Raw genomic sequence first — 12,985 nt, forward strand, 5'->3', positions numbered from 1 at the left:
GATGTCGCTATTCTGGCGCCGAGGGAGCCGGAACATTGCGGGGCTGGAGCGGGGCAGATGGCAGCGAAAGCGGATCAGCGCGGAAATAGCCGGGTCATTTTCGAGCGCGGGTTTTCGGCCCAGATGATGGGAATCGACGGCACCTGGCGGCGCGACTGCACCATGGAGGACGTCTCCGAGACCGGCGCCAAGCTGACCATCGACGGCTCGGTCGAAGGTCTGCATCTGAAGGAATTCTTTCTCCTGCTGTCGTCCACGGGGCTCGCCTACCGGCGTTGCGAGCTGGCCTGGGTCAATGGCGACCAGATCGGCGTCAATTTCCTGAAAGTGGGCGACAAGAAGAAGAAGGTACGTTCCACAGCCGTTGGGGCGTGACGGCAACACCCGTCGTACAACCGTCACGGCGGGTGGTTAAGGCGGTCGAGATGCGGTGCGGCAGATCGAGCCTCGTGTTAGGATTGCGACGCGAAAAGGTCTGAGAAGGGGAAGGATGTCCGTCAAGCCGACCAAAGCCATGGTGCTCGCCGCAGGGTTTGGCCTGCGCATGCGCCCCCTGACGGACAAGATGCCGAAGCCGATGGTGCCGGTCGCAGGCCAGCCGTTGCTCGACCACGTGCTCGACAAGCTCGGCCAGGCCGGCGTGACCGAGGCGGTGGTCAACGTGCACTACCTGCCGGACCAGATCATCGACCACGTCGCATCACGCCAGCTTCCGCGCGTGACGATCTCCGACGAGCGCGACCAGGTGCTCGGCACCGGCGGCGGCGTCGTCAAGGCGCTGCCGCTGCTCGGCGATGCGCCGTTCTTCCACGTCAATTCCGACACGCTGTGGATCGACGGCGTGCGCTCGAACCTGACGCGGCTCGCCGAAAATTTCGATCCCGATCGAATGGACATCCTGCTCCTGATGGCGCCGACCGCGACCAGCATCGGCTATGGCGGCCGCGGCGATTACGGCATGCTGCCCGACGGCGCCTTGCGCAAGCGCAAGGAGAAGGAGGTCGTTCCGTTCGTCTATGCCGGCGCGGCGATCATGTCGCCCGCGATCTTCGTGGACGCACCCCGGGGCGAATTCTCGCTGACGAAAATGTTCGACCGTGCCAACGAGCAGGAACGGCTGTTCGGCCTGCGCCTCGACGGCGTCTGGATGCATGTCGGCACGCCCGACGCCGTGCACGCCGCGGAAGAGGCTTTTTTGGAGAGCGTGGCTTAGGGGCTGCCTCGAAGAGGCCGTAGCCCGGATGGAGCGTAGCGTAATCCGGGGCCTCTCGCCGCGGAGCAGCATCCCGGATTGCGCTGCGCTCCATCCGGGCTACGAACCTCGGCGAACAGCGGGGACGACTCCTCCGCCACCCATGACCATTTGACCCCGCCTCCCTATATTGCCTGATCCTTCGAATCAGGCAGCCCATGCGCGTCTTCAGCGTTCCCATCTCAGTTCCGTTCCTGCGCACGGTCGTCACGGCCCTGCTCGACGGCCGGCTGGTGGAGGGATTCGAGGCGCGCAAGGAACCGGCGCGGCTGGCGGACGCTACGCTGTATCTTCCGACGCGGCGCGCCATGCGGGTCGTGCGCGAGATCTTCCTCGACGAGATGAAGGCGGATGCCGTCGTGCTGCCGCGCATCGTTGCGCTCGGCGACATCGACGAGGACGAGCTCGCTTTCGCGGGCGAGAGCGAGCAGTTCTCCGGGACCGCGCCGCTCGACATTCCGCCACGCCTGGGCGAGCTCGAGCGGCGCCTGACGCTGGCGCAGCTCGTCGCCGCCTGGGCCAAGGGTCCGGTCCTGGCGCCGCTGGTCGTCGGCGGCCCCGCCTCGACGCTGGCGCTGGCGTCCGATCTCGCGCGCCTGATCGACGACATGGTGACGCGCGGCGTCGACTGGAGCGCGCTCGACGGCCTCGTGCCTGACAACCTCGACCGCTACTGGCAGCACTCGCTCGAATTCCTGCGCATTGCCCGCATCACCTGGCCCAATCACCTCGCCGAGATCAACCGGATCGAGCCGGCCGCGCGGCGCGATCTTCTGATCGCAGCGGAAGCGAGGCGCTTGACCGCGCATCCAAGTGGACCCGTGGTCGCGGCGGGCTCGACCGGCTCGATGCCGGCCACCGCAAAGTTCCTGCATGCGGTCGCCTCGCTGCCGCATGGCGCCGTGGTGCTGCCCGGTCTGGACACCGATCTCGACGAGGATGCCTGGCGCAGCATCGGCGGCAGCAGGGACCTCTTGGGCATCACCGAGAATCCGGCGTCGAACCATCCGCAATATGCGATGCATGCGCTGCTCGATCGCTTCGGCATCAAGCGCAGCGATGTCGAGATTTTGCAGCCGCCGGCGGAAGACGGCCGCGACCTGCTCGCGTCGGAATCGATGCGGCCGTCCGCCAAGACCGAGGTCTGGCACGACCGGCTGAAGCAGCCCGATGTTGCCGCGAAGATCGCGGGCGGCATGAAGAACCTCGCGGTGGTCGAAGCGCCCAATCCTGAAATGGAAGCGCTCGCCATCGCCATCGCCATGCGCGAGGCCAGACACCTGGACAAATCCGCGGCGCTGGTCACGCCCGACCGCGCCTTGGCGCGGCGGGTGATGGCGGCGCTGACCCGATGGGATCTCGCCTTCGATGATTCCGGCGGCGACGTCTTGATGGAGACATCCGCTGGCACGTTTGCGCGCCTTGCGGCGGAGGCGGCGACCAAGGGCCTGGAGCCGCCGACGCTGCTGGCGATGCTGAAGCATCCGCTGTGCCGGCTCGGCCGCGCGCCGGGGGCGTGGAAGATGGCGATCGAGAGCCTGGAGCTTGCGGTGCTGCGCGGCACGCGTCCGCCGGCAGGCACCGCGGGCCTCCTGCGCGAGTTCAACCGCTTCCGCGAGGAGCTGGCAAAGCTGTGGCGCAGCGAGGTCTCCGCACTGCATCGCGCCGAGCCGCGGGCGCGTCTCAAGGCCGAGGATCTCGATCGCATCCAGGCTCTGATCGACGCCCTGCAAAAGGCATTGGCGTCGATCGAGAGCCTGCCGCCGGCGAAGCCGTATGATTTCGCGGAGCTTGCGCATCGGCATCGCGAGATCATGATCGAGCTGTCGCGCGACGATCAGGGCATTCCGCTCGCCTTCGAGGATCGCGATGGACTCGCGCTCGCCGGCGCCTTCGACGATCTCTTGCGCGGCGGCACGACCAGCGGATTGATGGTGCAGCTAGCGGACTACGCGGGCGTGTTCCAGACCGCCTTCGGGGACCGCGCGGTGCGGCGGCGCGACAGGCCGGGCGCACGGTTGCAAATCTACGGCCCGCTGGAATCGCGCCTGATGCAGGCCGACCGCATCATCGTCGGCGGCCTGATCGAAGGTGTCTGGCCGCCGGCGCCGCGCATCGATCCCTGGCTGAGCCGGCCGATGCGGCACGAGCTCGGGCTCGATCTGCCGGAGCGCCGCATCGGCCTGTCCGCCCATGACTTCGCGCAATTGCTCGGCGGCGACGAGGTCATTCTCACTCATTCCGCAAAGGCCGGCGGCGCGCCGGCGGTGGCCTCGCGCTTCCTTCATCGGCTGGAGGCGGTGGCCGGCGATGAGCTCTGGCAGGCGGCGGTTCGCGCCGGCGAGACATATGTGCAGTTCGCTTCGGCGCTCGACCAGCCCGACGAGGTCAAGCCGATCAAGCAGCCGGAACCACGGCCGCCGCGCGCGACACGCCCGCTCAAAATGTCCGTCACCGAGATCGAAGACTGGCTGCGCGACCCCTACACGATCTACGCCAAACGCATCTTGCGGCTCGATGCGCTCGATCCCGTCGACATGCCGCTCTCGGCCGCCGACCGCGGATCGGCGATTCACGACGCCATCGGCGAATTCACGGAAAGCTATGCGGCGCGTCTGCCCGACGATCCCGCGCGGGTGCTGCGCGCGATCGGCGAGAAGCACTTTGCACCGCTGATGGAGCGGCCCGAAGCACGGGCGCTGTGGTGGCCGCGCTTCCAGCGCATCGCGCGCTGGTTCGGCGAATGGGAGACGGCGCGGCGCGAGGCGATCGCGGCGATCGTCGCGGAGACCCGTGGCGAGATCTCGATCATGCTCGATCCTCAGCGCAGCTTCCGCCTTTCCGCGCGCGCCGACCGCATCGAACGCCGCCAGGGCGGCGGCTACGCCATCCTCGACTACAAGACCGGCCAGCCGCCCACCGGCAAGCAGGTGCGCATGGGCCTGTCGCCGCAGCTGACGTTGGAAGCCGCGATCCTGCGCGAGGGTGGTTTTCCCGACATCGATGCCGGTGCCTCCGTGAACCAGCTCGTCTATGTCCGCCTCAGCGGCAACAATCCGCCCGGCGAGGAGCGCATCCTCGAGCTCAAGTACAAGCCCGGCGACGAGCCGCAGCCGCCGGACACCGCGGCGGCCGAGGCAAGAGCCAAGCTGGAAGCGCTGATCCGCGCCTTCGAGGACGAGAACCAGGCCTATATATCGCTGAACCTGCCGATGTGGGCGAATCGCTACGGCACCTATGACGACCTTGCCCGGATCAAGGAATGGTCCGCGGCCGGCGGGTTGGGAATCGAGGAATGGTGAAGGCGCCGCGTCCCATCCCTGACGAGGTGCGAGCGCGGCAGGCGCGCGCCTCCGATCCGACTGCATCGGCCTTCGTCTCGGCCAATGCCGGCTCGGGCAAGACGCATGTGCTGGTGCAGCGCGTGATCCGCCTGCTGCTCTCGGGCGTGCCACCGGAGAAGATTCTCTGCATCACCTTCACAAAAGCTGCCGCCGCCAACATGGCCGAGCGCGTGTTCACCACGCTTGGTCATTGGGTGACGCTGGACGATGACGCGCTCGACGCGGCGATCCGCGCGGTCGGCATCCCGCATCCCGGCGCAAAGCTGCGCCGCGACGCGAGAAAACTGTTCGCCTGCGCGCTGGAGACGCCGGGCGGGCTGAAGGTGCAGACCATCCACGCACTGTGTACCCGCCTGCTCCAGCAATTTCCGTTCGAGGCCAACGTTCCCGCACGCTTCGCCGTGATCGACGAGCGCGACCAGACCGACATGATGGAACGCGCCAATTTGAAGGTGCTGCTGGAAGCCGCACGCGATCCGGAGAGCGTCACCGGCCGCGCGCTGCTGACGGCGATGGCGAGCGCCGCGGATGTCACCTTCAAGGAGGTCGTGCGCGAGGCGTGCCTCAGCCGCGATCATTTCATGGCCTGGACCGACCAGGCCGGCAATGCGGAAGCCGCAGCGGCGCAGATGGCTGCGGTGCTGGGCGTTGACATCGGCGACCGTATCGAAGCCGTCGAGACGGAAATTCTCGACGGCCCGTTCCTGCCGCGCGCGTGCTGGGACGACATTGCCTTCGCGCTGGAGGACGGCAGCAAATCCGACAATGACCAGGCAGGGCGGCTGCGCGCGGCAAAGGTGTTTTCCGGCAGCGATCAGGTCGACGCCTATCTGTCCGTCTTCCTCACCGACGACAAGCTGCCGCGCAAGGCGGTGCTGACCAAGAAGTTCTGCGATCACAATCCCTCCGTGGCCCGCCTGTTCGAAGCCGAGGCGCAGCGCCTTGCAGGGCTGATCGAAAAGCGCCGTGCCGTGACGGTTCGGGACCGCACCGCGGCCCTGCTGCATATCGCGACAGCGGCCGCCGCGAATTACCGCCGCGAGAAGCAGGAGCGCGGCCTGCTCGACTACGACGACCTCATCGACAAGACGCTGGCGATGCTGGACCGTATCGCCTCGGGCTGGGTGCATTACAAGCTCGACCGCGGCGTCGATCACGTGTTGATTGACGAGGCGCAGGATACCAGCCCGCGGCAATGGGACATCATCGCGCACATCATCTCCGAGTTCACCGCCGGCGAAGGTGCGCGCGAGGGGCTGAACCGCACCATCTTCGCTGTCGGCGACGAGAAGCAGTCGATCTTCTCGTTCCAGGGCGCAGCTCCCCACGAGTTCGACGCGCGCAGGCGCGAGCTGCATCGCAAGTTCACCGCCGCCGGCCTGAAATTCGATCCGGTCGCCTTCACCTATTCGTTCCGCTCGGGCGCGACGATCCTGCATTCGGTCGACCACGTCTTCCGCGATCCCGCGATCTACAAGAGCATCCATTCGGTCGAGATCGGCCATCCCCTGCACAATTCGCTGAGCGATGCCGGCCCGAGCGTGATCGAGCTGTGGGATCTCGCCGAGGCCGACGATCGGCAGGACATCGAGGGCTGGCGTGCGCCATTCGACGGCGTCGCCGTCACCAGCCCCGAGGTCAAGCTTTCCCGACGCATCCAGGCCGAGATCAAGCGGCTGGTCGAGAGCGGCACGCTGACCGGGCACGAGGGCGAGCGTCGTCCTCTTCGCTATGGCGACATGCTGATCCTGGTGCGCCGGCGCGGCAACGCATTCGACGCCGTGATCCAGGCGCTGAAGCACGCCGGCATTCCGGTCGCCGGTGCCGACCGCCTCAAGCTCACCGAGCACATCGCCATCATCGACCTGATGAACCTGGCCGACGCGCTGCTGCTGCCACAGGACGATCTCGCGCTCGCGGTGGCGCTGAAGAGCCCGCTGTTCGGGCTCGATGACGACGATTTGTTCACTCTTGCCTGGGACCGCAAGGGCTCGCTGCGCCGCGCGCTCGGCGAACACGCGGCTGGCAACGAGAAATTCACGACCGTGCTGCGTCGCCTGGAAGCCTGCGAGATCCGCGCCCGCGAGGAGACGCCGTTCGCGTTCTACGCCTGGCTGTTGGGCGGCGATGGCGGGCGTGCGCGCATCCTGCGCCGGCTCGGCCATGAGGCCAACGACGCGCTCGACGAATTCCTGGAGCTCGCGCTGAACTCCGAGCGCAAGGCGCCGGCTTCGCTGCAGGGCTTCATGGCCTGGCTGCGCTCGGCCGACACCGAAGTGAAGCGCGACATGGAGATCTCGCGCGACGAGGTGCGGGTGATGACCGTGCACGGCGCCAAGGGCCTGGAGGCCTCGGTCGTGTTCATGGTCGACACCACGTCCTCGCCCGCGGACTCGCAGCGGCTGCGGCTGATCCAGGTACCGCGCGGCAATGGCGGCGAGGTCGTGGTCTGGGCCGGCCGCAAGGCCGACGATCCCAGGCCTGTCGCCGAGGCGCGCAAGGCGATGCTGGAGGAGACCGAGGACGAATATCGCCGCCTGCTCTACGTCGCGATGACGCGCGCGGCCGATCGGCTGATCGTCGGCGGCTGCATGCCCGGCAACATGAAGACGGTGCGCAAGCTGAGCTGGTACGACCTCGTCGACACCGGGCTCAAAGGCTCGGGCCTCGACAAGCAGGTGATCGAGACGCCGCTCGGCAAGGTCACCCGGTTCGCCCGTCCTGAGGACGTCGCGGCGCTGGGCGCGCCGGCGGCCTCCGTGCACCAGACCATCGCGCTGCCGGAGTGGCTGCGGACACCGGCCCCGCGCGAGACCATCGACGAGGATCCCGTGCGCCCCTCGGGCCAGCCTGCCGAGGAGGGCCGCAGCGTCCGATCGGGCGAATCGGTGCAGTCGCGCGCGCTGGCGTTGCAACGGGGCACGCTGGTGCATCGGCTGTTGCAATCGCTGCCCGACATCGCCGGCGAGCGCCGGCGCGAGGCCGCGCTCGGCTTCATGGCGCGCAACGCCGCGGACTGGCCGGAGGCCGATCGCATCGCACTGGCCGACAAGGTGCGCGCCCTGATCACGGAGCCGCGTTTTGCGCCCGTCTTTGCCGCCGGCAGCCGGGCAGAGGTCGCGATCGCCGGCCGGCTGGAGCGGCCGGGCCGCACGCCGGCCCTGGTGTCGGGGCAGATCGACCGACTGGTCGTGCGCCCTGAGGAGGTCCTGATCGTCGACTTCAAGACCAACCAGGCAGCGCCCAAAAGCGCGGCCGAGGCGCCGGCGACCTATGTCCACCAGCTTGCGCTGTACCGGGCGGTGCTGTCGCGGCTTTATCCCCAAAGGTCCGTCAGGGCCGTCCTGCTCTGGACCGAGGCCCTTGAATATATGGAGATTTCGCCCCCCGCGCTGGACGCGGCGCTGGCATCCCTTCATCTCGGTGTGAGCGTCCTTGACCCGGCAAGGGGCCGTTCATAGGTTGACCACATGATCCCGGGCGCGATTCCAGGTCGCGCCGATTCTCTTTCAACCGAGTGAGGTACTCCCAATGGCCGTTAGCAAGGTTTCCGACGCCGATTTCGAAGCCGAAGTGCTCAAGGCGAACGGCCCCGTGGTCGTCGATTTCTGGGCCGAATGGTGTGGCCCCTGCCGCATGATCGCACCCGCTCTCGACGAGATCGCCGGCGCGATGGGCGACAAGGTCAAGATCGTGAAGCTCAATGTCGACGAGAGCCCGAAGACCGCCTCGAAGTATGGCGTGATGTCGATCCCGACTCTGATGATCTTCAAGGGCGGCGAAATGGCCTCGCGCCAAGTCGGCGCCGCGCCGAAGGCGAAGCTGCAGCAGTGGATCACCTCCGCGGTCTGATCCACTGGCGCAAGATTATTTTCGACAACGGCCGGCGAAAGCCGGCCGTTTGGCGTTGATGGGACGTGTTCAGCGTATGACGAGTCCTGCCCTTGCCTGCTCCTCCCCGAAAGCGCGATCGCAAGCCCACCTCTCTCGCCGCAATGGAGGCGCGGTCGGTCGACGCGATCCCGCGCGGCGGTGAATGGCAATATGAACCCAAGTGGGACGGCTTCCGCTGCCTGCTGGCGCGCAACGGCAGCAACGTCGACCTGCGCTCCAAATCCGGCGAAGACCTCGCGCGCTACTTCCCGGAAATCGTCACTGCTGCCTTGGAGCTGAAGGCCGACCGTTTCACGCTCGACGGCGAAATCGTCGTGTCGCACGGCAAGAGCTTTTCCTTCGACGCGCTGCTGCAACGCATTCATCCGGCGGCAAGCCGCGTGAAGAAGCTCTCGGTGGAGACACCGGCGCTCTACCTCGTCTTCGATCTGCTCGCGACATCCGGACAGAAGGGCCTGGCTGAGAAGACGCTGCGCGAACGGCGGCCGGCGCTGGAAGCCTTCGCGAAAGCCAACCTCAAGGGCAGCCTCTTCCGTCTTTCGCCGACGACGACGAGCTACGCCACAGCCAAAAAGTGGCTCGCGCAATCCGGCGGCGGCTCGGACGGCGTCATCGCCAAGCGGATCGATCTGCCCTATCAGGCGGGAAATCGCGACGGCATGCAGAAGATCAAGAAATTCCGCAGCGCCGATTGCGTGGTCGGTGGCTTCCGCTATGCCACCAACAAGATCGCCGGCCGGAACGTCGTCGGCTCGCTGCTGCTCGGGCTCTACGACGATGACGGCCTGCTGCACCATGTCGGCTTCACCTCGGCGATCAAGGCGGAGGCGAAGCCTGATCTGACCGATCGGCTCGAAGCACTGATCGGCGAGCCCGGCTTCACCGGCAACGCGCCGGGCGGGCCGAGCCGCTGGTCGACGGAGCGTTCCGCAAAGTGGTGTCCGCTGAAGCCGAAGCTGGTGATCGAGGTCTGCTACGACCATTTCAGCGGCGAACGTTTTCGCCACGGCACCTCGATCCTGCGCTGGCGCCCGGACAAGGCGCCGCGGCAATGCACGTTCGAGCAGCTGAAGCAGAAGGCGGCCGATCCGATGAAGCTGTTGAAGTAGCCCGTAGCCCGGATGGAGCGGAGCGTAATCCGGGAATCATGCCCCAAGCAACGATGGCCCCGGATTGCGCTCCGCTCCCTCCGGGCTACGCAGCAACACCTACTTGATCCACCCCGTCGCCAGCGCGTTCGCAAGCTCCGGCTGACCGTTGCGGCGCGCCAGCGCGGCCATGGCCTCGTGATCGTAGGCGACGTGGCGGAACGTCACCTGCCAGGCAGCATCGGCACGTTCGAGGATCGCATAGCGCGCGTGCGGCGTGCCGGCCTCGACCACATGCGCGTACGGATGCTTGTCGCGAAAACCAGGGCTACCGACGCTGCCGGGATTGACGATCAGCCGGCCGTCGCGCAGGCGCACCGCGCGGGCGAGGTGGGTGTGGGCGCACAGGATCAGCGATTGCGTGATGCCGTCCGCGAGCTGCTCGATGCGGTCGAGCGGCGACAGCGCCACCGTGCCGTCGGGATGAACGGTGTCGAGCCAGTACACCTCATCGCTGCTGGGCGTCGCGTGGCAGAAGAACACCTGCTCACGGAAGACACGCGTCATCGGCTGCGCGCGCAGCCAGTCGAGGTGGGCGGCATCGAGCTGTTCGTAGGCAGGACGATCCCACGAACCCATTCTCTCCGGCGGACGGTCGAGCAAATAACGGTCGTGATTGCCAAGCACGTGCACGGCGTCGAGCGGCATCAGGATCTCGATGGTGCGGCGCGCATTGAGCGGGCCACTCAGCATGTCGCCGAGATTGACGATGTCGGCAATACCGAGCGCGCGGATGTCGGCGAGCACGGCCTCCAGCGCGAGATAGTTTCCGTGGACATCGGCAATCGCGGCGAAGCGCATTGGCATTTCCTGTAGCCCGGATGGAGCGCAGCGTAATCCGGGACCTTCCTTGCTTGTGGCACGATTCCGGATTGCGCTTCGCTCCATCCGAGCTACGGCAACCTCTATGCAGGCGGCGTGCCGTTGATGGCCAGCACGTGGCCGGCGAGATACAGCGAGCCGGTGATCAGGATCCGCGGCGGCAACTCGTAGGCGAGCTGCGCCAGCGCGCGCAGGGCGGCCTCGACGCCGGGGGCGGGCTCGACGCGCATGCCGAGGCTGCGCGCGGCATCGGCGAGACGGTCGACCGGCATCGCATTCTCCGTGTCGGGAATCGGCACTGCGATGATGTGACGGGTGAGGCCGGCGAAATTGGCGAGGAAGGCGTGCGCATCCTTGTTGGCCATCATGCCGGCGATGATCACCAGCGGCCGCGACACCCGCTCCTCGAGGTCGCCGAGCGCGGCCGCCGCAACGCGCCCGCCCTCGGCATTGTGGCCGCCATCGAGCCAGATCTCCGAGCCCTGCGGACCCCAGGACAGCAACTCGCCCGAGGTGAGGCGCTGCATCCGCGCCGGCCAGTCGGCACCGACGATGCCGGCCTCGAACGCGGCGTGATTGACCTTGATGGTCGGCAGCGCGCGTAGCGTCGCGATCGCGAGCCCGGCATTGGCGAACTGGTGGCGCCCGAACAGACGCGGCGCCGGCAGGTCCATCAAGCCGCGATCGTCGGAATAGACCAGACGTCCGCGCTCGACATTGACGTGCCAGCTCTCGCCTGCGGCGAACAGCGGCGCACGCATGCGCCTCGCCAGCGCTTCGATCACGGCCATCGCCTCCGGCATCTGCTCGGCGCAAATCACGGGCACGCCGCGCTTGATGATCGCGGCCTTCTCGCCGGCAATCGACGCCAACGTATCGCCGAGGAAATCCATGTGATCCATGCTAACAGGCGTGATCACAGAGGCCGCCGGTTGATCGACCACGTTGGTCGAATCCAGCCGGCCGCCGAGGCCGACCTCGAGCAGCACGATGTCGGCCGGGTTCTGCGCGAACAGCAGGAAAGCGGCCGCCGTCTTCAGCTCGAACAATGTCGCGGCCTCGCCGGCATTGACGCGCTCGACCTCTTCCAACGCCGCGCGCAGCTCGTCGTCGCCGACGAGCACACCGCCACTGAGGCGGCCGAGCCGGAAGCATTCGTTGATGCGGACGAGATAAGGGGACGTATAGGCGTGGACGCGCAGACCTGAAGCCTCCAGCGTCGCGCGCAGGTAAGCGAGCGTCGAGCCCTTGCCGTTGGTGCCGGCGATGTGGATCACCGGCGGCAGCTTGCGCTCGGGGTGGCCGAGCCGAGCGAGCAGGCGGTGCATCCGCTCCAGCCCGAGATCGATTCGCTTCTGATGCAGGGCCGACAGCCGCCCGATCACTTCGTCGAGCGGTGTCTTTGCACTGTCAGGGGAGACGTTCACGCGTGCGGCGCTGCCGGCGCCGTCTCGGCGGCGGATACGATCTGTGCCGGGCTCGCGACCGGCTGCACGGACTTCGATGCACCTTCCTGCGCCGGCGCCTTGGTCAAGAGGCGGCAGAGCCGCGCCAGCGTCGGCCGCAGTTCGTGGCGATGCACGACCATGTCGACCATGCCGTGCTCCTTGAGGTACTCGGCGCGCTGAAAGCCTTCAGGCAGCTTCTCGCGGATGGTTTGCTCGATCACGCGCGCGCCGGCGAAGCCGATCAGCGCGCCGGGCTCGGCGATCTGCACGTCGCCGAGCATCGCATACGACGCGGTGACGCCGCCGGTGGTCGGATTGGTCAGCACGACGATGTAGGGCAGCTTTGCCTCGCGCAGCATCTGCACCGCAACGGTGGTGCGCGGCATCTGCATCAGGGACAAAATGCCTTCCTGCATGCGTGCGCCGCCGCTCGCGGCGAACACGATGAACGGCGACTTCTTCTCGACCGCAAGCTCCATCCCGCGCACGATGGCCTCGCCCGCAGCCATGCCGAGCGAGCCGCCCATGAAGTCGAAATCCTGCACGGCGACGACGACCGCGGAGCCTTCGAGCTTGCCGTAGCCGACCTTGACCGCATCGTTCAGATTGGTCCGCGCCCGCGCATCCTTGACGCGGTCGACATATTTCTTCTCGTCGCGGAACTTGAGCGGGTCAGGGGTGACCTCGGGCAGCGCCACGTCGAACCAGGTCTCGTTGTCGAAGATCGACTTGAGCCGCGCGACCGCGCCCATGCGCATGTGATAGTTCGAGCCGGGGATGACGAACTGGTTGGCCTCGACGTCCTTGTAGAACACGAGCTGTCCGGAATCCGGGCACTTGATCCACAGGTTCTCCGGCGTCTCCCGCCGCAGCATGTTGCGGATCTTCGGCCGGACCACGTTGGTAAGCCAGTTCATGGTTTGCTCCGATGTGCGATCCCGCCGGGAATCGCCTGAAGGATATATGGCGGCCGGACATCTGCCCGGCAAGCCGCCGTGTCGCCCGCGTTAGAGCATGATCCGGAAAAGTGTGAAGCGGTTTTCCGACCAGATCATGCTCAAACTAAAGAGCTACAGC

General features: G+C 67.0%; 9 protein-coding genes. 6 read left to right on the forward strand and 3 right to left on the reverse strand.

The features are described 5' to 3' along the window. The first annotated feature begins 57 nt into the window (after positions 1 to 57). The 6 genes from I6F21_RS28180 (at position 58) to I6F21_RS28205 (ending at position 9,599) form a co-directional block, all read left to right on the forward strand. Positions 58 to 375, forward strand: coding sequence for a PilZ domain-containing protein (locus I6F21_RS28180; protein WP_036009083.1), 318 nt, complete (start codon positions 58 to 60; stop codon positions 373 to 375). 115 nt (positions 376 to 490) lie between these two features. Continuing rightward, the gene (locus I6F21_RS28185; protein WP_225183842.1) at positions 491 to 1,213 is read left to right on the forward strand and encodes a nucleotidyltransferase family protein; all 723 of its coding nucleotides are present in this window, start codon (positions 491 to 493) and stop codon (positions 1,211 to 1,213) included. A 197-nt stretch (positions 1,214 to 1,410) separates the two neighbouring features. After that, positions 1,411 to 4,554: a double-strand break repair protein AddB gene (gene addB, locus I6F21_RS28190; protein WP_225183843.1), complete on the forward strand. Its 3,144-nt coding sequence runs from the start codon at positions 1,411 to 1,413 to the stop codon at positions 4,552 to 4,554. Then, a complete protein-coding gene (addA, locus tag I6F21_RS28195; RefSeq protein ID WP_225183844.1) occupies positions 4,548 to 8,057 on the forward strand; it encodes a double-strand break repair helicase AddA in 3,510 nt (1,169 codons plus the stop codon). The genes addB and addA overlap by 7 nt, the downstream gene beginning before the upstream one ends. A 70-nt stretch (positions 8,058 to 8,127) precedes the next feature. Then, positions 8,128 to 8,448, forward strand: coding sequence for a thioredoxin (trxA, locus tag I6F21_RS28200; RefSeq protein ID WP_008540017.1), 321 nt, complete (start codon positions 8,128 to 8,130; stop codon positions 8,446 to 8,448). A 143-nt stretch (positions 8,449 to 8,591) separates the two neighbouring features. Further along, positions 8,592 to 9,599, forward strand: coding sequence for an ATP-dependent DNA ligase (locus I6F21_RS28205; RefSeq protein WP_225183859.1), 1,008 nt, complete (start codon positions 8,592 to 8,594; stop codon positions 9,597 to 9,599). Positions 9,600 to 9,698: 99 nt separating this feature from the next. On the opposite strand, the gene I6F21_RS28210 is transcribed toward I6F21_RS28205, so the two are convergent. The 3 genes from I6F21_RS28210 to accD form a co-directional block, all read right to left on the reverse strand. Further along, positions 9,699 to 10,439, reverse strand: a complete 741-nt coding sequence (locus I6F21_RS28210; RefSeq protein ID WP_225183845.1) for a metallophosphoesterase family protein — start codon at positions 10,437 to 10,439, stop codon at positions 9,699 to 9,701. A 104-nt stretch (positions 10,440 to 10,543) separates the two neighbouring features. Then, on the reverse strand, positions 10,544 to 11,887 hold the full coding sequence (locus I6F21_RS28215) for a folylpolyglutamate synthase/dihydrofolate synthase family protein (RefSeq protein WP_225183846.1): 1,344 nt from the start codon (positions 11,885 to 11,887) through the stop codon (positions 10,544 to 10,546). Further along, complete coding sequence (accD, locus tag I6F21_RS28220) at positions 11,884 to 12,825, reverse strand: acetyl-CoA carboxylase, carboxyltransferase subunit beta (RefSeq protein WP_036009106.1); 942 nt, start codon at positions 12,823 to 12,825, stop codon at positions 11,884 to 11,886. The genes I6F21_RS28215 and accD overlap by 4 nt, the downstream gene beginning before the upstream one ends. Between the last annotated feature and the right edge of the window lie 160 nt (positions 12,826 to 12,985).

It is taken from the genome of Bradyrhizobium sp. NBAIM03 (genome assembly GCF_020194055.1).
Lineage (GTDB): Bacteria > Pseudomonadota > Alphaproteobacteria > Rhizobiales > Xanthobacteraceae > Bradyrhizobium > Bradyrhizobium yuanmingense.